Below are 24,777 nucleotides of genomic sequence, written 5' to 3' on the forward strand. Positions count from 1 at the left end.
GGCAACGGGTTGCTCCAAACTGTTCACCAGCGGCGCCAAGCGTTCGCTGACCAGGGATGCAAGGCCAAGTGGCTCCGGCGCGTCGCCCCAATCGATGATCAGCGGATTGAGGCCGGCCGATTCGAGATGCGCCATCAGGCTGCGCCCGGGCAGATCCAGCACATGCGCCGGATTGATCAGCGACGGCACGATCACAACCGGGCGCGGACCGGGCGTGCCGCGCAGGGAGACTTCGCCGATGCGGGCGACGTCCGGTCGTTTTGGCGGCGGCGCCGGGCGCGGGGCCTGCTGGTAACGGGCAAGGCCAGCCAACGCGGCGGCCAGGCGCGCCGGATCATCCGCGCACGCGGCCTGCAGCGTGGCGAGGAAGATTGGGAGTGGGTGCGGGCCGGGGGGGCGGGTCATTGGGTGCTATCTGGCGCGGCCGGCGGCAGAGCCGCCGAGTCCGCTGGAGTGCCGAAGGAGGGAAGAAAAGCAGGAGCGTGGCGAAGCCACGCCGTCGAAGCGGTTCGGCGCGCAGGTGCGTGCGCCGCCCTCCCGGCCGAGCTTGCGCCTGTCGGCGCGCGGCCCGCGCGCACGCGGCGCTGCGCTGCGGCATTGCGGCGCAGCATGCCATTTGCTACGCCAATATCGACATTCCATTTCGGGAGTTCCCATGGCCAATGCCTCTTCCTCCCCCGATGCCAAGGCTGGCACATCCGGCCAGGCGCCCGTGATCATCAAGAAATACGCTAACCGGCGCCTCTACAATACCGAAACCTCAAGTTACATCACGCTCGATCATCTGGCAGAAATGACGCGCCATGGCCGTGATTTCCAGGTGTTCGATGCCCGCACCGGGGAAGACATCACCCGCAGCGTACTCACCCAGATCGTGATGGAAGGCGAAGCCGGCGGCCAAACCATGCTGCCCACGTCGTTCCTGCGGCAGATCATCGCGCTCTATGGCGATTCGATGCAATCGATGGTGCCGCATTATCTCGAAGCCTCGATGGCGGCCTTTGCCGAGAATCAGGCGGTGTTCCGCAGCGCCGCGCTGAAACCGTTCGAGCAACTGGCGCGGCAGAATCTGGCGATGTTCCAGGCCGCGACCGAGATGATGACCGGCGGCCTTCTGCGTGAAGGCGCTGCCAAGCCAGCAGAGAAATCGGGCGAAAAACCGGCGCCTGCCGCCGATGACGTGGCCCAGTTGAAGGAACAACTGGCTGCCATCCAGGCCCGCATCGACGGGCTGAAGGGCTGAACCAGTCGCCATGGGGCACGCCCGACAATCGCGCTCCCGATCGCAGTCCACGAAACTTTCATGACAGTGTTTTTGTGCCCGTTTCACCGCTTGCCGCTGAGCCGGCACAGGTTTAAGGAGCGCCTTGGGAGAGGTTTTGCCGGAGGGGTCTGGCAGGACGGAGGTTCGGGGCCAGTTGTTGTCCTGTAAGGGGTGACAAGCCGGCGCCGATTATGGGGTGTTGGTATGAAGAGCGAATCCTATGGCACGTTTTCCGGGCCTGGTACCAGCGATGATGGGGTGCTTATCGTGCCAGCCGACGGTGATGACTTGCCGCCAGACTATCGCCCGAGTGCGGGCGAGGAATTCATGAACCCGCGTCAGCTGGCGTATTTCCGCAAGAAGCTGCTGGCCTGGAAAGACGAGATACTGAAAGAATCGGAAAGCACGCTGGAAGCCCTGAAGGCCGAACCGATACGTGAACCCGATTTGACTGACCGTGCCGCCAGCGAGACCGATTGGGGCATCGAACTGCGCACCCGCGATCGGCAGCGCAAGCTGATTTCGAAGATCGATGCCGCGCTGCGCCGCATCGAAACCGGCGATTATGGCTGGTGCGAAATGACCGGTGAACCGATCAGCCTGCAGCGGCTGGAAGCCCGTCCGATTGCCACCATGACGATCGATGCCCAGGAACGGCACGAACGTGATGAGAAGGTGAGCCGCGACGAGTGAGGAATTTGGCCGCGGCCCCGGTGCAGAATCCGGGGCGCGGCCGCTGTTCTTCGATCAGTGCCTTCTCAGTGGCTGGTGCTGATCTCATCCTTGAGCTTGAGTTTTTCCCGCTTCAACCGGCGCAAGGTCGTCGGATCGGGCAGGGGCCGCTTCAATTCGGCGGCAAGGCTGGCATCCAGCCTGGCATGACGGGCCATCAACTGTTCCCGGTGGGCATTGGCCATTGGCACACTCCCTTTTTTGCATCCCCTGCCAGCAATGTCTGGCAGCGGGACAAGAGAGTGCATCACGTTCCCACTGCCCTGTCCATGCCCCATGTGGCGATTCACCGCCGGTTTGGCATGATTTCATCACAGCGCGACAGCCCCCTTGCCCGCCGACATGAAGAACGGTTAACGCAAGCATACAGGCTCGCTGACGCAGGTGCAGCGTTGAAGGAGTGATCAGGGTGGACGAAGTCGAGATCCGCGACCGGATCGAGATGCTGAAGCAGGATCACCGCGACCTTGATGCCGCGATCGACGCCCTGCGCCTGCTGCCCATGCCCGACATGATCCAGTTGCAGCGTTTCAAGAAGAAGAAACTGCTGTTGAAGGACGAAATCACCATGCTCGAGGATCTGTTGATCCCCGACATCATCGCCTGACAAGGGGCATCTGGTGCGCCGGGTGCTGATCCTGCTTTGCCTGGCGGCAGCCCCGCTGCATGCGCAGCAGCCGACCGGCGATGAAGGGCTAGCCGCGCCGTGCCGGGAGGCCGCCGAGTCGGACCGGCCCAGCCGCAGCCAGCTTCTCCGCTGCGATCGCGTGATCCGCCAGCCCGGTCTCGCGCCGCCGTTGCGGCTTGCCATGCTGATGAACCGCGGCATTGCCCTGCTGCGCGCCGGCAAGCTGGACAAGGCGGAAAGCGATTTCGATCTGGCCATCCGCTCTGCCCCCGGCCTCGCCGAAGCCTGGATCAACAAGGGCGTCGTGCTGGCCCGCCAGCCCGGCCGCGAGGCGGAGGCGGTGGCGCTGATCAGCCACGGGATCGAGATTGGACCGAAGGAGCCGGCACGGGCCTATTTTGCCCGGGCGCAGGCGCTGGAAGTGGCCGGCCGGCTGAAGGAAGCGATGGACGATTATGCCGCCGCTGCCAGGGCCGATCCAAACTGGCCGGCGCCCGCCGAGGAACTGAAACGGTTCCGCGTCGAGCGCCGGAAAGTCCTTCGCGGCTGATTATTCCGCGGCGAGACGGGTTTCGGCCGTCACGGTGAGCGGATCGACCGCAGCGCCAATCTCCACCTTGCGTGGGCGCTTGTGTTCCGGGATCTCGCGCACCAACTCGATGTTGAGCAGGCCGTTCTCGTATCCGGCGCCGGTCACCTTGATGGTGTCGGCCAGCTGGAACCGGCGTTCAAAGGCGCGCTTGGCGATGCCGCGATGCAGGAAAAGGCGTTCCTTTGCATCGGCTTCCGGCGCGGCCTGGCCGACCACGATCAGCATGTTTTCCTGCACCGTGATGTCCAGTTCATGGCGGCCGAAACCGGCCACCGCCATCTGGATGCGATAGGCGCCTTCGCCCAGCTTTTCGATATTGTACGGGGGGTAGGCGTCGCCGGGTTCGACGCGCCCGGCCAGTTCCACCAATCGGTTCAGATTCTCGAATCCGATGGACGAACGCAGCAAGGGAGAGATATCAAATCCACGCATGGCAAAATCCTCTTCAAGCAATGATGCCGTTGATCCCGCCCACCATGGGCCGGGAGGCGCCGACGCCCCATCTGGCAGCGTCGGCAATTTCAATTTGGGCAGCGTTGGTGCGGTTTCAAGAGGCCGAAAGGCGCGGCGGGTGGTGCCGCTGCGCGATCATCTCGATGTGCTGTATCGCGATACCATCGCTGTTTCCGAAGGCGCCCGCCGCTGGTTTGACGGGCCGGGCCGGCTGTGGCGCGAGGAATTGCCGCCGCAGCCGCGACTGGCCGCGTCGATGGAGGCGCTGGAAGTCTCCACCCGGCTGTTGGCGGTGATGAACTGGTTGCTCGATCCCAAGCATGATGGCGAGGTGACGGTGCTGGGGCCGATTGATTGCCCCGAACCGGCAGCGCTGCTCGCCGATCACCCCTTGCTGGCTACCGATGGCGGCCCTATTGCCCAGGCCAGCCGCCAATTGCTGGCCCGCGCTCACACTCTGGCCCGCGATCACGGAGATGCCGCATGAACCCCTTCCACCTTGCCATCCCGGTTGATGATCTGGCCGCCGCCCGCCAATTCTATGGCGCGGTGCTGGGCTGCCCCGAAGGCCGGTCTTCGGAAACCTGGATCGATTTCGATTTCCACGGCCACCAGCTGGTGGTGCACAAGGCGCCGAAATCGGCGATCCACCGCAACCCGGTTGATGGTGACAGCGTGCCCGTGCCGCATTTCGGCCTGGTGATGGATTGGGCCGGCTGGGAAGCGCTGGGCAACCGTATCCGCAACGCCGGCCTGGCCTTTGAAATGGAACCGCACGTGCGCTTTGCCGGCAAGCCGGGGGAACAGGGCACGTTTTTCCTGTTTGATCCGGCCGGCAATGCGCTGGAATTCAAGGCGATGCGTCACCCGGAAAATCTGTTCGCCAAGTAGGCGTGAGGTGGTGGCCGGGGCAGGGCACGTCGCCACACCCGGCTAACAATCGCAGACATCTGGGTTAAAGCCCTTCCGATGCGACCCGACACCCCCTCCGCCGGCCCGGCGGTGGCTGCCCCCGTGCTGGCAGCGACCGGGTTGACGCGCGCCGTGCCTCTGGCGGCGGGCGGACGGCGGACCCTGTTTGCCGGCGTGAACATCGCGTTGGCACCGGGTGAGGTGGTGGCGATCACCGGCGAATCCGGGGTGGGCAAATCGACTCTGCTGAACGTTATTGCCGGGCTGGACGCGCCCGATGCCGGCGAGGTGCTGATCGGCGGCAAGAATGTTGCTGCGCTGGCCGAGCCGGACCGGGCCCGTTTGCGCGCCTCGGCGCTGGGTTTCGTGTTTCAGGCCTTTCATGTGCTGCCGCACCTTAGCCTTGCGCGCAACGTGGCGCTGCCGTGCTTGCTGGCGGGCATGAACGCCGCCGATGCGCTGGCCCGGGCGGAGGCGACGCTGGCCGAAGTGGGCCTGGCCGGGCGCGGCGGTGACTGGCCGGCGGTGCTGTCGGGCGGGGAATTGCAGCGCGTCGCCATTGCGCGGGCGCTGGTCCATCGCCCCGGCCTGGTGCTGGCCGATGAGCCGACTGGCAATCTCGATCCCGAGACGGCGGGGCGCATTCTCGATCTGCTGCTGGCGCAAGCGCGTGATCGGCGGGCGGCGGTGCTGATCGTCACCCACAGCGAGATGGTGGCGGCGGCGGCAGACCGGGTGCTGCGGCTGTCGGCCAGCGGGCTCTTGCAGGCTTGATGCAATATTGGGTTCCAACCCGCTGGCTGATCGCTGGCGAATGGCGGGCGCACCCGGTGCGCATGGGTTTGGCCGTGCTGGCGATTGCGGTGGGCGTGGCGCTGGGCTTTGCGGTGCACATGGTGAACAGCGCCGCGCTGGCCAGTTTCGGCCGCGCTGTGGCCAGCGTGCAGGGCCGGGCCGATGTTGCGGTGCGCAGCAGTTCGGCGGCGGGGCTGGATGAGGCGCTGTATCCCAAGCTGGCGCGGTTGCCCCAGGTGCAGGCGATCAGCCCGGTGGTGGAATTGTCGGCAAGCTGGGGCAAGCTGGCGCGACCGGGTTCGCAGGCAAAAGGCGGCCGCTTCACGCTGATCGGGCTGGATCCGCTGCGGGCGATGAGCGTGACGCCGGGGCTCGTGGGCCTGTCGCGCGCCGGCCAGTCCGGCGTGGGCAGCCGCCCGGCGTGGCAAGGCGATGCCGTTTGGCTCTCGCCGGCGTTGCAGCGTGCCACCGGGTTGCAGCCGGGCGACGCCTTCACGCTGACGGCGGCCGGGCGGCAGGCGCGCTTTACCGTTATGGGCCGGTTGGCGGCAGCCGGCGACGAGGCCCAGATCGCGGTGATCGACATTTCAGAAGCGCAGTGGCGGTTCGGCCAGATGGGGCGGCTGCATCGGCTTGATCTGAAACTGGTTGACGGCGCCGGCGCGCGCGCGGCGGTGCAGGCGGCGCTGCCCGCCGATGCCGTGCTGGCGACGCCGGAAGCCGAGGCCAGTAGAGCCGATGCGTTGAGCCGGGCCTATCGCGTGAACCTGGGCATGCTGGCGCTGGTGGCGCTGCTCACCGGTGGTTTCCTTGTTTGGTCAGCGCAAGCGTTGAGCGTGGCGCGGCGGCGGCCGCAGTTTGCGCTGCTCGCCGTACTGGGGCTGCCGCGCGCCGGCCTGGTGTGGCAGTTGATGAGCGAGGGCCTGCTGCTTGGGGTGGCTGGCGCGGCGCTGGGCGTGGCGCTGGGTTATGGGCTGGCGACCCTGGTGGTGGAACAGTTCGGCGGCGACCTGGGCGGCGGTTATTTCAGCCGGACGCAGGCGCGGCTGGGGTTTGATGTGCCGGCGGCGCTGCTGTTTGGCGGGCTGGGGCTGGTAACGGCACTGGCCGGCAGCCTGGCGCCGGCATTGTCGGCGGCGCGTACGGCTCCGGCGCAGGCGCTGAAGGGCTTGGGTGATGCGCCCGATCCGGCGAAGGCCCCGCGGGCCTGGCCCAGCCTTGCGCTGCTGGCGGCGGGCGGATTGGCGGCGCTGGGGCCGCCGCTGTTTGGTTTGCCGCTGCTGGGTTATGCCGCGATGGCCTTGCTGCTGGCGGGCGGCGTGGCGCTGATGCCGGCGCTGGCGCGGCTGTTGCTGGCACCGCTGGCCCGGCGAGGAGCCAGATGGTTGCCGCTCGATCTGGCGGTGCGGCGGCTGTGGGGCGTGCCGCAGGCGGCGGGGTTGGCGCTGTCGGGTATTGTGGCGTCCACCGCGCTGATGGTGGCGATGGCGGTGATGGTCGCCAGTTTCCGCCAGAGCGTTGACGATTGGCTGGTGGCGGTGCTGCCGTCTGATTTGTATCTGCATCTGGAAGGGGCAGAGGCGGGCGGGCTCGACCCCCAGGCCCAGGCGCGGTTGGCGGCGGTGCCGGGGTTGGCGCATGTGCAGTTCCAGCGGGTGATTTCGGTGCGCATCGATCCGGCGCGGCCGGCGGTGGCGGTGATGGCGCAGGGCGGTGCGGCTTCGGTGCCGTTGCTTGCCGAAACGGACGCGCCAACGCCCCCCGGCACCACGCGCGCGCTGATTTCGGAACCCTTGGCCTGGCTTTATGGCTGGCGGCAGGGTGAGGTGCACGAACTGGTGATCGGTGGTGTGCCGCGCCGGTTGTTCGTGGCCGGCACCTGGCGCGATTATGCCCGGCAATGGGGGGCGATCATCCTGCCGCTTGATGATTATCGCCGCTTCACCGGTGACGCGACCGCGACGGAGGCCGCCTTTGATCTGAAGCCCGAGGCGGACGCCCGCACGGTGCAGGACGCATTGCAGCAGGCGCTGCCGGCGGCCGTGCAGGGGCAGGCGCAGTTTGGCCGCCCGGCGGAGATGCGCCGCGTGGCGCTGACCATTTTCGATCGCAGTTTCGCCGTCACCTATGCATTGGAGGCGATTGCCATCATCATCGGCCTGATCGGCGTGGCCACGAGCTTCTCGGCGCAGGTGCTGGCGCGGATGCGCGAGTTCGGCATGCTGCGCCATGTTGGCGTGCCGCGCCGGCAGATACTGCAGATGCTGGGGCTGGAAGGCGCCGGGCTGGGCCTGATCGGCGCGCTTTCGGGCCTGTCGCTGGGGCTGGTGATGGCGCTGGTGCTGGTGCGCGTCGTCAACCCGCAGAGCTTCCACTGGACGATGGATCTGGCGCTGCCGTGGCCGCTGCTGGCCGGGCTGGTGGCGGCGCTGGTGGCGTGCGCGGGCGGCACGGCGGTCGTGGCCGGGCGGCGCGCGCTGAGCCGGCGTGCCTTGCTGGCAGTGCGGGCGGATTGGTGATGCGGCGGCTGGCCCTGCTATTGATGCTGCCGCTGTTGCTGGCCGCCACGTTCGCGCCGGTGCGGCCGGGCGTGCCGCTGCGCTTCCCGGCTGATCACGGCGCTCACCCCGATTTCCGCACCGAATGGTGGTATGTCACCGGCTGGCTGAACACGGCGCAGGGGAAGAAGGGGTTCCAGATCACCTTCTTCCGCACGCGGCCGGATATCGGCACGGCCAATCCTTCCGCCTTCGTGCCGCGCCAGGTGATATTTGCGCATGCGGCGCTCGCCGATCCGGCACGCGGCAAGCTGCGCCACGCCGCCCGTATTGCCCGTGCCGGCTTTGGCCTGGCCAATGCGCGCGTGGGCGACATGGATGTGACGCTGGACGATTGGCGGCTGTGGCGCGGCAAGGATGGCAAGCTGCATGCGAAACTGGCCGGGGACGGCTTCGCCTTCGATCTGGCCTTCACGCCAACCCAGCCCGTCATCCTGCAAGGCGAAGCCGGTTTCAGCCGCAAGGGGCCAGGCGCGGGTGAGGCCAGCCATTATTACAGCTGGCCGCATCTGGCGGTGGCCGGGCGGTTGGACGGGCAGGCTGTGACCGGCACCGCTTGGCTGGACCGCGAATGGTCGAGCACGCTGATGAACCCCCGCGCCGTGGGCTGGGATTGGCTGGGCCTCAACATGGATGATGGCAGCGCCGTCACGCTGTTTCGGATGCGTGACAAGGCTGGCGCGGCGCTGTGGGCCGGCGGCAGCCACCGCAGCAAGGAAGGCCGGCTGACCGTGCTCGCGCCGCAAGACGTGCGTTGGCAGGCGGGCGGCTGGTGGCAAAGCCCGCGCAGCAAGGCGCGCTGGCCGGTGCGGCCGATGGTGGCACTGCGGGTCGGTGGGGCATGGCGCGAGCTGCCGGTGGTGCCGATGATGGCGGATCAGGAACTGGACAGCCGGATGAGCGGCGGCCCGGTTTATTGGGAAGGCGCGGTCACCGTGCCGGGCGGGCGCGGCTATCTGGAATTGACGGGCTATGCAGCACCCTTGCGGATGTAAGCTTTGAGGCGCTAACAGCCGCAAAGGCAGGGGTGCCGATTATCGTGGGGATACAAGTGACTGAAACCGGCCTGATCGCGCCTGAATTTGCGCCCGCTGCCCCGCGCGGGCTGTGCACCGATTGCGGCGTGTCGCGCACGTCCACGCCCACGGATTGTGGCACCGCCTGCCAGTTCATCAAGCCGGACTATGCCGCGATGGAAGCCGCCGTGCATGGCCGCGCCCGAGATGAGTCGCGACCCGATGAACTGTTCTTCGGGCCATTCCAGCGCATGGCCAAGGCGCGGCTGAAACAGCCCAGTGAGGGCGCGCAGTGGACCGGCATCACCAGCCGGCTGGGCGAACGGCTGCTGGAAACCGGGGCGGTGGAAGCCATCCTGACCATGGCGCCCGACCCCGACGACAAGTGGAAGCCGCGGCCTGTGCTGGTGACGAAGGCCGAAGCCATGGCCCAGGTGCGCGGCATGCGCATGGGCTATGCGCCGCTGCTGGCGCTGCTGGAGCCGGCGCGCGCCGCGGGCTTCAAGCGGATCGGCATCATCGGCATACCCTGCCAGATCCACGCGCTGCGCCGGCTGGAGGCCAAGCTGGGCTTCGAGCGCATCTATGTGATCGGCACGCCGTGCAGCGACAACACGACGACCGCAAATTTCCATGAATTCCTGGCGCTGCTTTCCGACAAGCCGGACAGCATCACCTATCTGGAATTCAAGGCGAATTATCACGTTGAGCTGCGCTTCGACAACGGAGCCAAGCGCGAGGTGCCGTTCCTGATGCTGCCGCTGTCTGATCTGCGGCCGGATTTCTTCCCGCTCACCTGCCGCACCTGCGTGGATTACACCAACAGCCTGGCCGATATCACCGTGGGTTATATGGGCGGCACCGGTGAGCAGTGGCTGCTGATCCGCAATGATCGCGGTGCCGAACTGCTCGGCCTGCTCGGCGACGAATTGGCGCTCTCCGAGCCAGACGACAACGGCAAACCGGACGGCAGCAAGCGTGCCGGCCCAGTGAAGGGTTTCATGGCCAACACCGAACGCGCCGCCGGCGGCTTGCCGTTGCGCCGCATGCCGAAATGGGTGCGGCCGATCGTGGGCAAATTGATGCCGCTGGTCGGCCCCAAAGGCAAAGAATTCGGCCGCACGCGGGTGGAGATGAAGGCGATCGAGACCATCCTGCACCTGCGCCGCGAAGCGCCGGGCATGATGAAGAACATGATCCCGCCGCACGTGTGGAAACTGGTGGCGCGTTATGGGCTCGTGCCGGAGAAGGGCGAGACGAAAGAGGGTTGAGGGGCCGGCTCAGGCCAGTCCCACCGCCTTCAACGTCAAATCCCACAGCCGTTCATTCCGCGCTTCGTTGGTGCCGCGCGCCGACAGCGGCTGCGCGAACGGCATGCGGCCTTCTTTCTGGCGGTTGCCCCAGCTCCAGTGCACGCCGGATTGGCTGGCGAAGGCCGGATCGGCGATCACCTGCGCGGTGCGGTCCCCGGCCAGCGGCTGCGACACATAGCCCTTGGTGATGTTCTTCTGGAACCAGGGGAAAATCTTCTGGAAGGCCGGGGGCGTGTGGCGGAACAAAGGGGTTTCGGCAACGCAGCCGGGATAGAGCGTGTTGAACACGATGCCGGTGTCGGCCCAGCGCTTGTGGAACTCGCGGCTCATGATCATGCAGGCGAGCTTTGAGTCCTTATAGGCCTTGCCGGGCTTGAACGGCTTGCCGTCGATCATCGCGATGGGCGCCTTGAAGCCGGCTTCCAGGCCCGCAAGATTGCCCAGTTCGGCCGGCGCCGGGATCGGGATCTTGCCGCCGAATTCCTCGCTGTTGGCGGTCACCGTGCCCAGCGTGATCAGGCGCGGCGGCGAGGTGAGGCGGCCACGGGCATTCTTCAGATCGCCGATCAGCAGATGGGCCAGCAGGAAGTGGCCGAAATAGTTGGTGGCGACGCTGATTTCATAGCCTTCCGGGGACCGCATCGGTTCCTCCAGGCGCGGCAGATAGACGGCGGCATTGAGCAGCAGCGCATCGAGCGCCAGGCCGGTGGCGTGGAATTCATCCACGAAGCGGCGCACGCTGGCCTGATCGCCCAGATCGATGTGCATGATGCGGCGATTGCTGGCCGGGATACCGGTTTCAACGGCGGCGCGTTCGGCCTTGGCGAGATCGCGGCAGGCCATGATCACCAGCCAGCCCCGATCGGCGAGCGATTTGGCGGCCCAAAGGCCCACACCCGACGAGGCGCCGGTGATGATCACCACTGGTTGCACAGACATGGAAACTCCGAAATGCGCGGCCCTGTTTGGGGTGCTCTTTGACTCAATCACCGAGGCGCGGCAAGACGAGCCGATGCAGACCACCACCGAATTCCTTGCAAAGGTGACACCGCCGATCACGCCGGCGATGGTGGTGCGCCGCGCCGTGATGGAGGCCAACCTTGCTGCCATGCAGGACGGCTGTGATGCGCGCGGCGTGCGGCTGCGTGCCCATGGCAAGATGCACAAGTGCAGCACGCTGGGCCTGCTGCAGGTCGAAATGGGCGCGGTTGGCCTGTGCTGCCAGACGGTGGGCGAAGCCGAAGCGTTCGTGGCCGGCGGCATCACCGATGTGCTGGTAACGGCGCCGGTGCCGCCCTGGGGCTGGGCGCGGTTGGCTGCGCTGGCCGGGAAGGCCAAGGTGGGCGCAGTGGTGGACAGCACGGCCCAACTGGCGAGTGCGTTCGTGGCGGCGCGCGATGCCGAGGTGACCATCGATCTTTATGTTGATATCGATCCCGGTATGGGCCGCGCCGGGGTAAAGCCGGAAGCCGCGCCCGTTCTGGCGTCGGCGATCACCATGTTTCCCAATCTGAACTATGCCGGCATCCAGGCCTATTGCGGGCATTACCAGCATCTGCTGCCCGACGAACGCGATGTGGCCAACGAGAAGTGGAGCGGCCATTTGCGGGCGGTGATTGCCTCGCTGACGGCGGCGGGTGTGCCGCCCGCCATCATTACCGGCGGCGGCACCGGCACAGCTGATCTCGATCTGGTGAACGGTGTTTATACCGAGTTGCAGGCCGGCAGCTATGCGGTGATGGATGTGGAATATGGCGATCTGGGCGATCTGCCGTTCCAGCCGGCGCTGTTCCTGGCGGCCAGCGTGGTTTCGGCGCAGCACCAGAGCCATGTGACCTGCGACGCCGGGCACAAGGCGTTGCATCCCAATGGGCCGGTCAGCCGCGTTGTGGTGCCGGCGGGCAGTGCCTATCGCCCGATGGGCGATGAACATGGCGCGATCGTGCCGCCGAATGGGGTGGAGGAGGGCGGTCTGGTGTGGCTGCAGCCGGGCCATGTCGATCCCACCGTGGCGCTGCACGATGCCTTCTTCGTGGCGGATGAGGATGGTACGCTGGAGCGCTGGGCCATCGATGCGCGGCGGGCGAGCCTTTGAGCTGGAAGATCGGAATCATCGGCGGCTCCGGCCTCTACGCCATCGACGGGTTGGAGGATGCGCGCTGGGTCAGCGTGGAGTCGCCCTGGGGCGAACCATCTGATGCGATCCTGACCGGCCGCATTGCCGGCATCGACGTGTGTTTCCTGCCTCGCCACGGCCGCGGCCACCGCATCCCGCCGCATCAGTTGAACGTGCGCGCCAATATCGATGCGCTGAAGCGGCTGGGTTGCACCGATGTGCTGGCGGTGTCGGCGGTCGGCTCGCTGAATGCTGCCATGACGCCGGGCGATTTTGTGGTGGTGGATCAGTTCGTCGATCGCACCAAGGGACGGCCCTCCACCTTCTTCGAAACCGGCCTGGTCGCGCATGTGCCGATGGCCGATCCGGTCTGCCCGCGGCTTTCCGCGCTGGCGGCCGATGCGGTGGCGGCGGTTGGCGGCACGGTGCATCGCGGGGCCACCTATCTGGCGATGGAAGGCCCGGCCTTTTCCACCCGCGCCGAAAGCCGCCTGCATCAAAGTTGGGGCTGCGACCTGGTCGGCATGACTGCGATGCCGGAAGCCAAACTGGCGCGCGAGGCGGAGCTGCCCTACGCGCTGGTCGCCATGGTGACGGATTTCGATTGCTGGCACGATGGCGCGGATGTTGATGTCACCAATATCCTTGCCGTCATGCACGGTAACGCGGCGCTGGCCCGGGCGATGATCGTCCGCCTCTGCGCCAGCCTGCCCGAATCAAGGGCGCCCAGCGCCATCGATACGCTGCTCGATACTGCGATCATGACCGCGCCTGATGCCCGCGATCCGGCGATGCTGGCCAAGAACAGCGCCATCCTGCAGCGCTGGCTGACAAAAGGGCGCACTGGCTGAAGCCCTTGGCCCTGCTATCGAGGGCAGATGAACCGCATCACCATCTCCACCCCGGCCGGGCCGGTTTCGGCACTTCAGGGCGGTTCAGGCCCGCGCCTGCACTTCGCGCATGCCACCGGCATGAACGCGCAACTGTATGAAGCAGTGCTGGCCCCGCTGGCGGATCACTTCGCCATCACCATCAGCGATGCGCGCGGGCATGGCTTTACCGCGCTGGACCGTGATCCGGCGCACCTCAAGAGCTGGGATGATTTTGCGGTCGAGCTGGGCCGATTGCTTGATGTGATCGACAGCGGCAGCGCCTGGATCCTGGCTGGCCATTCCATGGGCGCCACCGTGTCGCTGCTGGCGGCGGCCATGCGGCCCGAACGCGTGGCGGGGCTGGTGCTGCTCGATCCACCCATGCTGCCGTTTGATGTGGCGCGGGAGGTGCGGGCGGGCGCCATCATTCCCAATCCGATGGCCGATCAGGCCGCACGGCGGCGCGGGATGTTCCCCAGCCGCGCCGATGTCCGCGCGGCCTACCATGGCCGCGGTGTGTTCCAGACGTGGGGCGATGCCGATCTTGATGCCTATCTGGCCGGCGGATTGCTGGAGACGGATGAAGGCGTCGAACTGGCCTGTGCCCCGGCATTTGAATCGGCGACCTTCCGCGCCGTGTCACCCAATGTCGAACCGGCGCTGGCGCAGGTGCGCTGCCCGTTCGTCCTGCTGGCAGGCGAGCATGGATCGACGGTGCGTGATCCCGAACTGGCGGCGTTTGCGGCGCACCCGCAATGCATCAGCGCCGAACGTCTCCCCGGCACCACCCACTTCCTGCCGCTGGAGCGCCCCGAACAGGTGCGCGCCGCAATCGAGCGGGTTACGGCTGTTTCTTCTGCGGAACGGTGAAGCGGCCGGTCACGCGGCCGCCGGGGTTGCTGGCGCTGCGCGCATCGAAGCTGGTGGTGCGGGTGGCGAGATTCCACACCACGCGGGCGCCTTCCAGATGATCGGTGCCGCGATCCAGCTTCACATTGCCGATCAGCGTCACCAGCTTGCCGTTCACATCATAAACGCCGCTGTTCGACGTGGCGCGCATCGTGTCCTGCCGCAGCCGCACGCTGCCCAGCGCGTCCAGCCGCTGCACCTGCGGGCTGCCCGCGCTGTCTTTGGAATAGATGATACGCACGCGATCAGCGTTCAGCGTCATGCTGCCCTGGCGGATCACCACCGCACCGGAGAAAATCGCTTCGTTGGCATCGTCCGCAATGTCGATCCGGCCGGCATCGACATCGATGGGAGCGTTGCTGTCAAACCGCTGGGCTGCAGCCGGAGCGGCGACCACGAGGGCCAGAAAGAGAAGGGCGCGCATGGCTATCCTCTGCCGCCGCGCTGGTTGATGCGCAAGTGGACATTGCCGATCAGGCTGACGCGGTTGCCGGCCAGATCGCCGGTCATGCGGTTGCTGCGGAATGTGCCCATCGGCAGCCGGCCGGAAACCGGCGCATCGGTTTTCACGGTGCGGCGCTTCAGATCGATGGCGACGGTTTCGGCATCCAGCGTGTAACCGCCATCGGATCGCAGCTTGACCGGGCCGGCCACTTCCAAGCGGTCTTCATCGATGAAATAGCGGCCCGACGGAGCGGAGACCGTGGCCGGGCCATCCTTGCCTTCCAGCCGGGCGGCAAGCTGCGTGAGCACCACCACCGGTTCGGCGCTGGTGCGCTGAACGGCGCTGCCGGCCGAGATGGAGAACGCTTCGCCGGCGGCGGTCTTGCCGCGATATTCGGCGCGGTTCACGCGCAGCCGTTCGCGCGCCACCGCCACCTGATCCTTGGCGAGCAGGAAGGAGAATTCCTGAACGCCTACCAGCGGCCAGATCAGGATGGTCATGCCGATCAGGAAGGCCGACGCCGGCAAGGCCCATTTCAGCACGGTCATGCGCCGATCATGGCCACTGCCCGGCAGCGCGGCCTGCTGGCGGCGCGAGAGAGGGCGGCTGATCGGGACAGGCGTGGTGGCCACGGCGGTTCAGGCTTTCAAGAGCGGCTCAGATGTGAGCGAAGATATCCTGTTCGGCCCAGCCGACCAGATCGAGTTCGGCGCGGGTGGCGAGGAAATCGAAACAGGACTGCGCAATGTGGGTGCGGCCTTCGCGGGCGAGGCGCTGCTCCAGCACGGCGTGGGCACGGTGCAGATAGCGCACATCGCTGGCGGCATATTCCTTCTGCGCATCGGACAATTCAGCGGCTCCCCAGTCGCTGGACTGCTGCTGCTTGGAGATTTCGACGCCCAGCGTTTCCTTGAGCAGATCCTTCAGGCCGTGGCGATCCGTGTAGGTGCGCACCAGTTTCGAAGCGATCTTGGTGCAGAACACCGGGGTGGCCCACACACCCAGGAACTGGTGGATCACCGCGACGTCAAACCGGGCGAAATGCATCAGTTTCAGGCGTTCCGGATCGGCCAGCACCGCCTTCAGATTGGGCGCGTCATACTGGCCAGGGGCAAAACGCACGAGATGTTCATCGCCGTGGCCATCGCTGATCTGCAGCAGGCACAGCCGGTCGCGGTGCGGGTTGAGGCCCATGGTCTCGCTGTCCACGGCCACCGGGCCAGGAGCGAGGATGCCGGCGGGAAGATCACCTTCGTGAAGATATACGGTCATGGCCTGTGCGTTAGCAGGGTGAAGCCATGCTGTCATCCGCCGTGACCTGATTCGGGAGGGGCATTGGGGGGCGCGGAAGGGCAGCAGTGAACGCTTCGTCCCGCTTGCGCCCACGGCCCGTCCCGGTGGCGAAAGGCGTGAAAGCTGAGGTTCATGTTGGCGGCGCAATTTGCCGTCACTGGCCGGCACCACTGCACCCCGGAAGCGGTGCCGGCCAGACCAACCAACAGGGGCGGGGCAACGACAGACTGTAACAACGTCAAGGAGTTGCAACATGAAGACCGCTCATGGCCTGATGCTGGCCCCATTGCTGTTATCCCTTGCCGGGCCGGCCCTGGCGCAACCGCGCAAGCCGACGCCACCGCCACCCGAAACCCCAACCGACAGCACGGCGCCATTGCCGCCGGCCCCGCCCGCGCCGCCCGCACCGCCTGCGCCGCCCGCACCGCCGCCGGAACCGCCGCGCAGTTGAGTTGGGGAGCCGCCGGCCGGTGCCCCCACCGGCCGGTGGCCAATCCCGCAGCCGCGTGGCAGACAGGCGTCATGGTGACGCCGGCCGATCTGCCCGAAATCAAGGCGCTGCTGATTGCGGCGGCGCGGGCCGGGCGTGATCTGTCCTATTCCGAAATGCTGCTGGCGCTGGGGTATCGATTTTCGAGGCCGAAAATGCGCAGCCTGTGCCGGCTGCTCGACGCCATTGATGAGGCTGGCCGCGCCACGGGAGAACCGGAACTGGCGGTGCTGGTGGTGCGCGAATCGGATCGGCTGCCCGGCCAGGGTTGGTGGGTGGGTCGCCGTGACGCGCCTGCCGATTGGACCGGGCCAGCCGCCCGCGCCTTCGTTACCGATAAGCAGCGGGCGGCCTTTGCCTGGTGGCAGGATCGTTAGGCCCTATTGCGGCCGTTCATTCCGGTCGTTGCCGGAACGCGGGCCGTTGCCACGCGTCTGCTGGCCGCCGTCACTGCGGCCGCGCCAGCCGCCGCCATCATTGCCCCGATCATTACCACGTTCCGGCCGGCCGCCGTCATAGCGCGGCTGCGCCTGCGGGCGGGGCTGCGGTTGGGCTTGCGCCTGCTGTTGCGGCGCTTGCCGATTGCCGCTCTGCGGCGGGGCCATGCCGCCAGGGACGGAACCAGCACCCTGCGGTGCCCGGCCCTGCCAGCTGCCGCCGGGAGCGCCGCCCGCATCGGCACGGCGCGGCGGACGATTGCCGCCGTTCCAGCCACCAACAGGCGGCTGGCCGGTGCCGTTGTTCCAGTTGCCCGGCTGCCCGTTGCCGCGCTGGCCCCGATCAGAACCGCTGTTCCAGCCGCCGTTGCCGTTCTGGCCGCCCCGCGGCTGGCCGGTCATGTCGCGGCTGATGCGATCACCCACGCTGCCCGGCTGGCCACGGCGGGGCTGATCCCAGCCGCGATTGTCGTCCCAGCGGCCATCGTTGCGGTTCCAGTTGCGATTGTTGTTCCGGCTCTGCCAATCCCTGTTCTGCACACCGCGGTTCTGGTAGGCCCAGTTCTGGCCACCGTAACCGCGGTTTGGCGCGCGCCAGCCCCAGCTGCGGTCCCACGGCTGGTTCCAGCCCCAATAGGGCGCATGCTGCCAGCGGCTGCGGCCCCACCAGTTGTTGCCGGTGTTCCACGGATAGATGCGGCCGCCAAAGCCGCGTGCATAAAGATTGGAGCGCGGCACCCACACCCACGACGGGCCGTACCAGCTGTTCCAGTTGTCATAGCCAAAGCCGGAACCGAAGCCGAAGCCCACGCTCCAGTTCACGCGCGGCGGAATCGGCGCCCAGCCCACGACATCATCGGCCTCGCGCCAGGCGACCCAGCTTGGCCCCCAGGTTACATCGGGCACCCACACCCAGCCCACGGCTTCATCAAAGCCCCAGCGGCCATAGTGATCGGTGGCCCAGCCCCAGGGATCGGCGGACAGCCAGAAGCGGTTATCCAGCCATTGCCCGTTCTGATAGGGGCGCCAGCCGTTCGGCGCGTTGGGCACGAACACCACGCCCCACTGCGGCGATTGCAGCCAGCGGCCATATTGGCTCAGCGGCTCGCGGAACACCTCGATGCCGGGCACGTCTTCCGGGCCCCACTGCGCGCCAGGCTGGGCGGGCCAGTCGGTGGCATAACCGCCCATCACCGGCTGATAGCCGCTGTTATAGCTGGGCGCGACGCCCGAGGCATAATTGGGGTAGGAGCAGCCGGCCAGCGTAGCAGCCAGCAACAACAGCATCGGGCGAGGGAACATCGGCATTGAAGGCTGGGCCTTTCACCAGAGAATGGCCGATGAGTCGCACGCGCCGGCTTTCGCAAGGCTGAATATTGGGCTGAATATTACGAAAATGTTTCAGCGCGGGATTTGCGCCTGCATCACGCATTCGCCGCCGGTGGGCAGCGGGCCAGCACGCAGCAGGCGGATGGCATAGGGGGCCATGCCGCCATTGTCGTGGCCGATGTCGGGCACCAGCGCGCAGCTCCAGCCGAAGCGCACGCCGGCCTGCTTGGCGGCGTCCTGTGCGGCGGCATAGAAGGCCTTGCCGCGCGCCAGCCGGTGCGGGCCCTGCGCCATGGCTTCGGGCTGACGCGGCAGGCTGGGGTAATTGGGATCATTGTCGGCCGTGCCCTGCATGATCAACATCGGCGCCGCGAACGCCTGCGCCGGTTGCCACAGACCATCGGGCAGGCCGGCAATGCCGAATGGCCAGCGATTGGAGCCGCTGGGCCAGGTATAGCTGCCGCTGTTGGCCGAAATCGCCCGGGCCATCTTCTTGCCGCCGCCCAGCAGCACATACCGGTGCACGAATTGCGCGCCGGCGCTGTGCCCGAACAGCACATAGGATTTTGCGGTGAGATTGGCGCGCGCCACCACCCGGTCAAAGATCACGTCGATGGCGGAATAGCTCCATTGGTCGCGCGGGCGCAGCTTGCCGGCGGCATCGAACACGGCGCCGAAATTGTAGTTCTCCGTGCCCGGAAAGCCGCCCTTGGTATATTCCGGCACCACGATCACCAGGCCTTCCCTGGTGGCCATCTCCACCCATTCCGCCACATAGCGATCGGCATCGCGGCCCACGCCGTGCATCACGAACATCACCGGCGCATCGGCCTTGGCGCTGGCGGGGCGCAGCAGCCATACCGGGATCGGCGCACCGCCCCAATCATCGACGACAAGGCGCGTCACGCCGGCGGCCGCCAGCACGGCCGGCACCTGGGTGATGCCGGTATCGGGCACGCGCTTGGCTGTGTTCTGGGCGGCGAACGCTTCAAGCAGTGCCGCGACGCTGGCCGGTTCGGCGGCCTGAACAGAACTCGCCAGCAGGGCTGCGGCGAAAATGAAGGCAAGACGGGGCATGGGGAGATTCCTTACTGGCGGGCGGCTGCCGCCATCAGCGCCGTAGCGGCGGCGGTGGCAAGGCGGTTGGTGCGGGCAGGCTGGCTGTCGTCACCCACTTCCCAGGTGAGGGCGCCCACGCCGAACTGGTCGCGCGCCCAGCTTTTCAGCACGCCATTGCCGGGATTGTGCGCCCGATCGATGCGGATATCGGCGCCGGCCAGATCGCGGGTGATGGCGACAAGCATGGCTTCACCCAGATCGGGCCCGTTGGGCTGCGGGGGCGCATAGACGACATCGCGGAAGGTGGAATGGAAATCGATCACGGCCAATATGGGGCCGCAGGCGGCTTCGGCGGTGATGGCGGCGCCCAGCGCGCGGGTTTCGGGCTGGGTGAACGGGCCCCAATCGCGATTGAGATCGACACCGCCCAGATTGTGCCGCCAATGGCCCATCACGAACCCATCGGGATTGGCCAGCGGCACGATCATCAGTGCATGGCGGCGGCGGAAGGCGCGGGCGGCGCGGCTGGTGCCCAGCAACACATCGGTGAAGCGGGAAAAGGCCTGAGGCCCGGTGGTTTCGGGCGGGTGCTGGCGGGTGATGATCACGATCGTCCCGCGCGGCTTGGCCGGGCGGTGAAGATAGACTGCCAGCGGCCGGCGGGCGACGCTGTGGCCGGCGTCGGCGCGGATCAGCTGGCCGGCCTGCACCCTGGCTTCAAACGGGGCCAATACATCATCGCTGCGTTCGGGCGGCTGTGCGATCAGCAGTCGGGTGCGGGCCGGCGGCAGGCGGATAGTGGCCGAATGCTGATCGGCGGCGACCGTGACGGCCTGCGGATCAAGGCGAACGGCCGGCGCGCCCGGCTCTGCCGTCCACGGGGCATAGCGGTGGCGGCTGTCCCCATAATGCAGGGTGACGAACGTGGGCGCCGGCGCATCGCTGGCCACCACCAGGCCATACCAGGGGCTGGGGTTGATCGGCGTGTTTTCGGGCGCGATGGTCACATGCACACGGCCATCGGCATCGATGCTGCAGGCCGCCGCCGCCGCCCGTTCGAACCCGATATGCACGCGCCGGCCACTACCGGCACACAGCGGTGCAGAGGCGGTGGCGGCGGTGAACCAGGCCGGCGACAGTGCGGCATCGGCGGCATCGGCGGTATGGGCCGGCAGCGGTGCGGCAAGGGCCAGCAACAGGCTGACCCCCACACTCACTGCCGCCGGCATCCGCATCAGAAGGTGCCGCGCAGTTGCACGTAGAGTTCGCGGCCCTTGAGCTGGTGATAATCCGGGCGATAACCCAGCGATTCATCGACCAGCGGCGGGATGGTGTTGAGCACATTGTTCATGCCCAGCCGCAGCCGCACGTTCTGGCCCTTGGCGATGGGCAGGCGATAATCGGCAAACATGTTGACGCGCCAATCTTCCTTCACCTGCCAGAACTGGGTGACGCCGTTCACCGTGATATCGGCATTGGTATCGGTAAAGCCGGCGATGTAGCGCACCGAACCGCCCAGGCCGAAGTTGCCAAGGGTCCAGCCCCAGGTGGTGCTGGCGCGCCAGCGCGGATTGCCATCCAGCCGCACGCGGTTGACTTCGAGGATGGAGAAATCGGTGCCGAATGCGCTGTTGCCATTGCCGGCCAGCGAATTGAGCAGTTCGTTGCGCTCCACGTCCAGCGTCATCAGATAGGTGGCTTCGATATTGAGGCGGAAATCACCCAGCTTGCCCCAATCGAACGCCATGCCCAGGCTGAAATCAAAGCCGTCGGCAATCTGCTTGTCGAGGTTGATGTAGGGATCGCGGATGAACTGCACGGCGCCTGCTGCTGTGCGCTGATCGCCCGGGTTGGCCAGGTTCCAGGCGGCGAAGGCGGCCAGATCTTCGGCTGTCGGGTCGGCGCGCACCACGTTGGCGTTGGTGCGGCCCTGCTTGCGCTCGAGGAAATCGAGCGCCAGGGCTTCGCGGTCGCCAAAGGCGCCGATCACGCCCGTCTGTTCAAAGCGCCAGTAATCGACGCTGAACACCAGGCGCTTGACCGTCGGGCTGTTGAACAGCTTGCCGGCATCAAACACGCCGCCGATCACGATGGTTTTGGTATCCTCGTTCAGCAGATTGGGGTTGGCGGAGCGCACCGACGGCACATAGGCATCGCCGGTGGAGGCCGGGTCGTTCGTCACTGCCGAGCGCCAGTAATCTTCCACACCCAGGTTGAGGCGCGAGATGTCGCCGCGGTTCAGCTGCACCATGTTGGGCACGCGGAAGCCTTCGGAATAGGCGGCGCGCAGGTTGAAGGCGCGCACCGGGAACCAGCTCAGCGCCACCTTGGGCTTGACCGCGCCATCCTTGATGTCGTCGAAATATTCGCCGCGTACTGCCAGCTGCAGGTTCAGCTTGTTGTAGAACACGCCATCATTGCCTTCGATCAGCGGCACCAGCGCTTCGGCAAAGGCGGCATAGACATTGCGGCTGGCCGAACTGTCGTTGGTGGGGCTGACGCCAACCACATCGGAACGGCCCGACACATTGGCGTTGTTGAAGATGATGGTGCCATCCAGGCGCGGATCGCGATCTTCCACATAGGATTCGCGGCGCCATTCAACGCCGGCGGCAATGCCGATGGGCCCGGCCCACAGATCAAACGCATTGGCGTTGGAAATGCGGAAATCGCCGGTGGTCAGCGTGGTCTTGCCGGCGTTCAGGCTGGAAATGCGCACCCGATCCCACTGGGCCTGGGTGTTGGCATTGGGGCCGCCGAACGGGTTGATGGCATCCGGCGTCGATTTCGCCAGTTCCGCCTGCAGCAGCGTCTTCGACAGGCGGTTGCTTTCGATGTCGGTGGTCTTGTTGGAGCTGTTGGCAAAGGCGCCTTCCCAGTCCCAATTGCCGATCTGGCCGCGCAGGCCGGCCATCACGCGATAGGTGCTGGTGTCGGTGGTAATGAAGCGCGGGCCCAGATCGGTGGGGCGCCAGTTCTGCAGCAGCACGTCCACACCGCCGGCCGGGGCATCGGTGGTGTTGAGGCCGGGCAGCCGGTTGGGGCTGGTGGTCGCGCCGAAGGGGTTCCAGTAGTTGCTGGCCGGGATGATCAGGAAGGCCAGGCCGCTGTCCAGCGGCTGGGTGGCGCGGTTGCCGTTGGTGGTGGCCTTGTAATAGAGGCCTTCGGCAAAGAATTGCACGCCGCTGGCAAATTCATGTTCGAAGATGCTGTACACATTGATGCGATCGGCATCGGTGATCAGCTGGCGACCGCGCGCCGATACCGGATCATTGGCGATGTTCACGCCTTCGCCCAGCGCGTTGTTGGGCTGGTTGGCGTTGAAGTCATAACGCAGCGCGGTGTCGAGCGAGGCATCATCAAGCCCCATGCAGCCGCCGGGCCGTTGGCCAAGCTGGGCGCGGGTGCCGGAAAACTGGCAGGGCTGGATGTGGAACACGCCGGACGTGCTGGTCAGCGTCGTGGTGCCCTGACGGATGCGGCGGCCCACGAACACATTCTGCGCGTTGACGGCGCCGGTCTGGAACTGGCCGAACGGCGACGAGGTGGAGGTGTTGCGGAAATCGGTGGTGGTGGTGCCGAAGGGATCGCTGCCCAGCACGCCGCGCTTGTCCACCGTGTTGAACTGGCCACCCAGTTCGGAGGCGAACAGGCCCTTGCGCTCGAAATAGCCGCCGGTGAACATCACCTTGGTGCGGCCTTCGTTGAACTTGAAGCCGAAAGCGACATCGGCCTGGAATTCATCGCTGCCAGTGCCTTCCACGCCGGAATAGCGCAGCGTGGCGCGCAGGCGATCGAAATTGGCATCGAGGATGGTGTTGACCACGCCCGCCGTCGCATCCGAGCCATAGAGCGCCGAAGCGCCATCGCGCAGCACTTCCACGCGATCGATGCCGGCCGCCGGGAAGGCGTTGACGTTGGTGATCTGGCGCGGGGTCGAACCGATATCCTGGTTCACCGCGTGAGCAGCAATGCGGCGGCCGTTGAGCAGCACCAGCGTGTTGCCGGTGCCCAAGCCGCGCAGGTTGATGGTGGCGACGTCGCCGCGCGCATCGTTGGGGCCATCGGCGGCGCCGTTGATTTCGGCGGCACCGGCCTGGGCAATGTTTTCAAAGATTTCGCCGGTGGAGTTGACACCGAAGGCTGCGATATCGTCGGCATTGAGGATGGTGACCGCCAGCGCGCCGCTGTCGGACGCGCCCTTGATGTTGGAGCCGGTGACGACGATCAGCTCTTCGTCCTTGGGCGCGGCTGCGGTGTTGGCGGATTGCGCCAGCGCCGGGCCGGCAAGCAAAGCGATGGCGAGGGCAGCGAGGCTGCTCGAATGGGTGATGGTCATGGTGTGTCCCCTTGTTGTTTCTTGTTGTCAGTCTGGATCGGATTCGGGGCCCGGCAGGGCGGTGTCGGGCCCGAATTTGTGGTGGGTGAAAACGGCGGCGAACTTGTCTTCGTCGATGGCCTTTTCCCAGCGTGAGACCACGATGGTGGCCACGGCATTGCCGGTGAAATTGGTGAGCGCCCGGCATTCCGACATGAACCGATCAATGCCCAGGATGAGCGCCATGCCGGCGATCGGCACGCTGGGCACGATCGACAGCGTGGCCGCCAGCGTGATGAAGCCGGCCCCGGTCACGCCGGCGGCGCCCTTGCTGCTGAGCATGGCGACGCCGAGCAGCAGCAGTTGGTCGCCAAGGCTGAGCGTGATGCCGGTGGCCTGCGCAATGAATAGCGCCGCCAGCGTCATGTAGATGTTGGTGCCATCCAGGTTGAAGCTGTAGCCGGTGGGCACCACCAGCCCGACGATGTTGCGCGGGCAGCCGGCGCGCTCCATCTTGTCCATCAGGCTGGGCAGCGCGCTTTCGGAACTGGAGGTGCCCAGCACCAGCAGCAGCTCGGCCTTGAGATAGCGGATCAGCGTGAAGATCGAGAAGCCCGCCCCGCGCGCTACCAGCCCCAGCACGACAATGACGAACAGCAGCGAGGTGAGGTAGAAGGTGGCGACCAGTGCCGCCAGGTTGGCGATGGAACCGATGCCATATTTGCCGATGGTGAAGGCAAAGGCCCCGAACGCCCCGATGGGCGCTGCACGCATGAAGATCGCCACCAGCCGGAAGAAGCCGGCGCCCAGCGCCTCGAACAGGCGCACGACGGGCCGCGCCGCCTCGCCGGCGGTGGAAAGCGCAATGCCGAAGCTGATGGCCAGGAACAGCACCTGCAGCAGATTGCCGTCCACGAAAGCGCCGGCCATGGTTTCGGGAATGATGCCGAGCAGGAAGCTGACGATGGTCTGATCCTTGGCCTTCTTCACATAATCATCAACGGCGCCGGTCTCCAGCGTGGCCGGATCGATGTTCATGCCGGCGCCGGGCTGCACGACATTGGCAACGATCAGGCCAACGATCAGCGCGATGGTGGAGAAGAACAGGAAATAGGCGAAGGCCTTGCCGGCAACGCGGCCCACGCTGCCCAGATTGCGCATGCCGGCAATGCCGGTGACGATGGTGAGGAAGATCACCGGCGCGATGATCAGCTTGACCAGACGGATGAACCCATCGCCCAGCGGC

Annotated in this window: 26 protein-coding genes and 1 pseudogene; 15 read left to right on the plus strand and 12 right to left on the minus strand. The window is 66.5% G+C overall.

Annotation, left to right across the window (positions count from 1 at the left end; genetic code table 11):
• Window positions 1-405, minus strand: a pseudogene (locus tag RT662_RS03500) (alpha/beta hydrolase); the annotation flags it as partial.
• Between the two features lie 250 nt (window positions 406-655).
• Between RT662_RS03500 and phaR the strand changes: the two are divergent.
• Window positions 656-1,243: a polyhydroxyalkanoate synthesis repressor PhaR gene (phaR, locus tag RT662_RS03505; RefSeq protein ID WP_313669197.1), complete on the plus strand. Its 588-nt coding sequence runs from the start codon at window positions 656-658 to the stop codon at window positions 1,241-1,243.
• Between the two features lie 225 nt (window positions 1,244-1,468).
• The gene (dksA, locus tag RT662_RS03510; protein ID WP_313669199.1) at window positions 1,469-1,957 is read left to right on the plus strand and encodes an RNA polymerase-binding protein DksA; all 489 of its coding nucleotides are present in this window, start codon (window positions 1,469-1,471) and stop codon (window positions 1,955-1,957) included.
• Window positions 1,958-2,022: 65 nt separating this feature from the next.
• Here dksA and RT662_RS03515 read toward each other — a convergent pair whose 3' ends face one another.
• Window positions 2,023-2,181 carry a YdcH family protein gene (locus tag RT662_RS03515; RefSeq protein ID WP_313669201.1) on the minus strand — a complete coding sequence of 53 codons (159 nt, stop codon included), beginning with the start codon at window positions 2,179-2,181 and terminating at the stop codon, window positions 2,023-2,025.
• A gap of 224 nt (window positions 2,182-2,405) precedes the next feature.
• On the opposite strand from RT662_RS03515, the gene RT662_RS03520 reads away from it, so the two are divergent.
• Both RT662_RS03520 and RT662_RS03525 read left to right on the plus strand, forming a co-directional pair.
• On the plus strand, window positions 2,406-2,603 hold the full coding sequence (locus tag RT662_RS03520) for a YdcH family protein (RefSeq protein WP_313669203.1): 198 nt from the start codon (window positions 2,406-2,408) through the stop codon (window positions 2,601-2,603).
• 13 nt (window positions 2,604-2,616) lie between these two features.
• A complete protein-coding gene (locus tag RT662_RS03525) occupies window positions 2,617-3,174 on the plus strand; it encodes a tetratricopeptide repeat protein (protein WP_313669204.1) in 558 nt (185 codons plus the stop codon).
• Here the strand turns inward: RT662_RS03525 and RT662_RS03530 are convergent, their stop codons facing one another.
• The gene (locus RT662_RS03530) at window positions 3,175-3,648 is read right to left on the minus strand and encodes an Hsp20 family protein (protein ID WP_313669208.1); all 474 of its coding nucleotides are present in this window, start codon (window positions 3,646-3,648) and stop codon (window positions 3,175-3,177) included. It abuts the gene before it with no gap.
• A gap of 139 nt (window positions 3,649-3,787) precedes the next feature.
• Between RT662_RS03530 and RT662_RS03535 the strand changes: the two genes are divergently transcribed.
• The 6 genes from RT662_RS03535 to RT662_RS03560 all read left to right on the plus strand — a co-directional run bounded on the left by RT662_RS03535 (window position 3,788) and on the right by RT662_RS03560 (window position 10,221).
• A complete protein-coding gene (locus RT662_RS03535; protein WP_313669209.1) occupies window positions 3,788-4,156 on the plus strand; it encodes a DUF1465 family protein in 369 nt (122 codons plus the stop codon).
• Window positions 4,153-4,560 (plus strand): VOC family protein, encoded by a 408-nt coding sequence (locus tag RT662_RS03540; protein ID WP_313669210.1) that lies wholly within the window; start codon window positions 4,153-4,155, stop codon window positions 4,558-4,560. Before RT662_RS03535 ends, RT662_RS03540 begins: the two co-directional genes overlap by 4 nt.
• A gap of 78 nt (window positions 4,561-4,638) precedes the next feature.
• Window positions 4,639-5,355: an ABC transporter ATP-binding protein gene (locus tag RT662_RS03545; protein WP_313669212.1), complete on the plus strand. Its 717-nt coding sequence runs from the start codon at window positions 4,639-4,641 to the stop codon at window positions 5,353-5,355.
• On the plus strand, window positions 5,355-7,895 hold the full coding sequence (locus tag RT662_RS03550) for an FtsX-like permease family protein (RefSeq protein ID WP_313669213.1): 2,541 nt from the start codon (window positions 5,355-5,357) through the stop codon (window positions 7,893-7,895). Before RT662_RS03545 ends, RT662_RS03550 begins: the two co-directional genes overlap by 1 nt.
• A gap of 23 nt (window positions 7,896-7,918) precedes the next feature.
• A complete protein-coding gene (locus tag RT662_RS03555) occupies window positions 7,919-8,929 on the plus strand; it encodes a carotenoid 1,2-hydratase (RefSeq protein ID WP_313669215.1) in 1,011 nt (336 codons plus the stop codon).
• A gap of 56 nt (window positions 8,930-8,985) precedes the next feature.
• The gene (locus tag RT662_RS03560; RefSeq protein ID WP_313669216.1) at window positions 8,986-10,221 is read left to right on the plus strand and encodes a Coenzyme F420 hydrogenase/dehydrogenase, beta subunit C-terminal domain; all 1,236 of its coding nucleotides are present in this window, start codon (window positions 8,986-8,988) and stop codon (window positions 10,219-10,221) included.
• Between the two features lie 9 nt (window positions 10,222-10,230).
• On the opposite strand, the gene RT662_RS03565 is transcribed toward RT662_RS03560, so the two are convergent.
• Window positions 10,231-11,202, minus strand: a complete 972-nt coding sequence (locus RT662_RS03565) for a protochlorophyllide reductase (protein WP_313669217.1) — start codon at window positions 11,200-11,202, stop codon at window positions 10,231-10,233.
• 73 nt (window positions 11,203-11,275) lie between these two features.
• Between RT662_RS03565 and RT662_RS03570 the strand changes: the two genes are divergently transcribed.
• From RT662_RS03570 to RT662_RS03580, 3 genes are read left to right on the plus strand one after another with little or no spacing between them, the layout of a single operon-like run.
• Window positions 11,276-12,358 (plus strand): alanine racemase, encoded by a 1,083-nt coding sequence (locus tag RT662_RS03570; protein WP_313669218.1) that lies wholly within the window; start codon window positions 11,276-11,278, stop codon window positions 12,356-12,358.
• Entirely contained in the window at window positions 12,355-13,230 is an 876-nt protein-coding gene (mtnP, locus tag RT662_RS03575) for an S-methyl-5'-thioadenosine phosphorylase (RefSeq protein WP_313669220.1), read from the plus strand. The genes RT662_RS03570 and mtnP overlap by 4 nt, the downstream gene beginning before the upstream one ends.
• 27 nt (window positions 13,231-13,257) lie before the next feature.
• Window positions 13,258-14,121, plus strand: a complete 864-nt coding sequence (locus RT662_RS03580) for an alpha/beta hydrolase (RefSeq protein ID WP_313669221.1) — start codon at window positions 13,258-13,260, stop codon at window positions 14,119-14,121.
• Here the strand turns inward: RT662_RS03580 and lptA are convergent.
• Genes lptA through RT662_RS03595 form a run of 3 tightly spaced genes read right to left on the minus strand, consistent with a single transcriptional unit; the run spans window position 14,093 to window position 15,877 of the window.
• On the minus strand, window positions 14,093-14,584 hold the full coding sequence (gene lptA / locus RT662_RS03585; protein WP_313669223.1) for a lipopolysaccharide transport periplasmic protein LptA: 492 nt from the start codon (window positions 14,582-14,584) through the stop codon (window positions 14,093-14,095). The two genes, RT662_RS03580 and lptA, sit on opposite strands and share 29 nt — an antisense overlap.
• Before the next feature lie 2 nt (window positions 14,585-14,586).
• Window positions 14,587-15,237 (minus strand): LPS export ABC transporter periplasmic protein LptC, encoded by a 651-nt coding sequence (gene lptC / locus RT662_RS03590; RefSeq protein WP_313669225.1) that lies wholly within the window; start codon window positions 15,235-15,237, stop codon window positions 14,587-14,589.
• A gap of 25 nt (window positions 15,238-15,262) precedes the next feature.
• The gene (locus RT662_RS03595) at window positions 15,263-15,877 is read right to left on the minus strand and encodes a ribonuclease D (protein ID WP_313669227.1); all 615 of its coding nucleotides are present in this window, start codon (window positions 15,875-15,877) and stop codon (window positions 15,263-15,265) included.
• Window positions 15,878-16,151: 274 nt separating this feature from the next.
• Here RT662_RS03595 and RT662_RS03600 point away from each other — a divergent pair, with 274 nt between their 5' ends.
• Together RT662_RS03600 and RT662_RS03605 are read left to right on the plus strand one after the other, a co-directional pair.
• Window positions 16,152-16,349, plus strand: a complete 198-nt coding sequence (locus RT662_RS03600; protein WP_313669229.1) for a hypothetical protein — start codon at window positions 16,152-16,154, stop codon at window positions 16,347-16,349.
• A gap of 71 nt (window positions 16,350-16,420) precedes the next feature.
• Window positions 16,421-16,765, plus strand: coding sequence for a ribose-phosphate pyrophosphokinase (locus tag RT662_RS03605; protein ID WP_313669231.1), 345 nt, complete (start codon window positions 16,421-16,423; stop codon window positions 16,763-16,765).
• A 3-nt stretch (window positions 16,766-16,768) separates the two neighbouring features.
• On the opposite strand, the gene RT662_RS03610 is transcribed toward RT662_RS03605, so the two are convergent.
• The 5 genes from RT662_RS03610 to dctA all read right to left on the minus strand — a co-directional run.
• A complete protein-coding gene (locus tag RT662_RS03610; RefSeq protein ID WP_313669232.1) occupies window positions 16,769-18,112 on the minus strand; it encodes a DUF6600 domain-containing protein in 1,344 nt (447 codons plus the stop codon).
• Window positions 18,113-18,226: 114 nt separating this feature from the next.
• Window positions 18,227-19,231, minus strand: coding sequence for a hypothetical protein (locus RT662_RS03615; protein WP_313669234.1), 1,005 nt, complete (start codon window positions 19,229-19,231; stop codon window positions 18,227-18,229).
• An 11-nt stretch (window positions 19,232-19,242) separates the two neighbouring features.
• Window positions 19,243-20,430: a M14 family zinc carboxypeptidase gene (locus RT662_RS03620; protein WP_313669236.1), complete on the minus strand. Its 1,188-nt coding sequence runs from the start codon at window positions 20,428-20,430 to the stop codon at window positions 19,243-19,245.
• Window positions 20,431-20,447: 17 nt separating this feature from the next.
• Window positions 20,448-23,552 carry a TonB-dependent receptor domain-containing protein gene (locus tag RT662_RS03625; protein ID WP_313669238.1) on the minus strand — a complete coding sequence of 1,035 codons (3,105 nt, stop codon included), beginning with the start codon at window positions 23,550-23,552 and terminating at the stop codon, window positions 20,448-20,450.
• A 27-nt stretch (window positions 23,553-23,579) separates the two neighbouring features.
• The coding region (gene dctA, locus RT662_RS03630) for a C4-dicarboxylate transporter DctA (RefSeq protein WP_313669240.1) at window positions 23,580-24,777 on the minus strand (1,198 nt) is incomplete at its 5' end.

Origin of the sequence: Sandarakinorhabdus sp., from assembly GCF_032115815.1 — a bacterium.
GTDB lineage: Bacteria > Pseudomonadota > Alphaproteobacteria > Sphingomonadales > Sphingomonadaceae > Sandarakinorhabdus.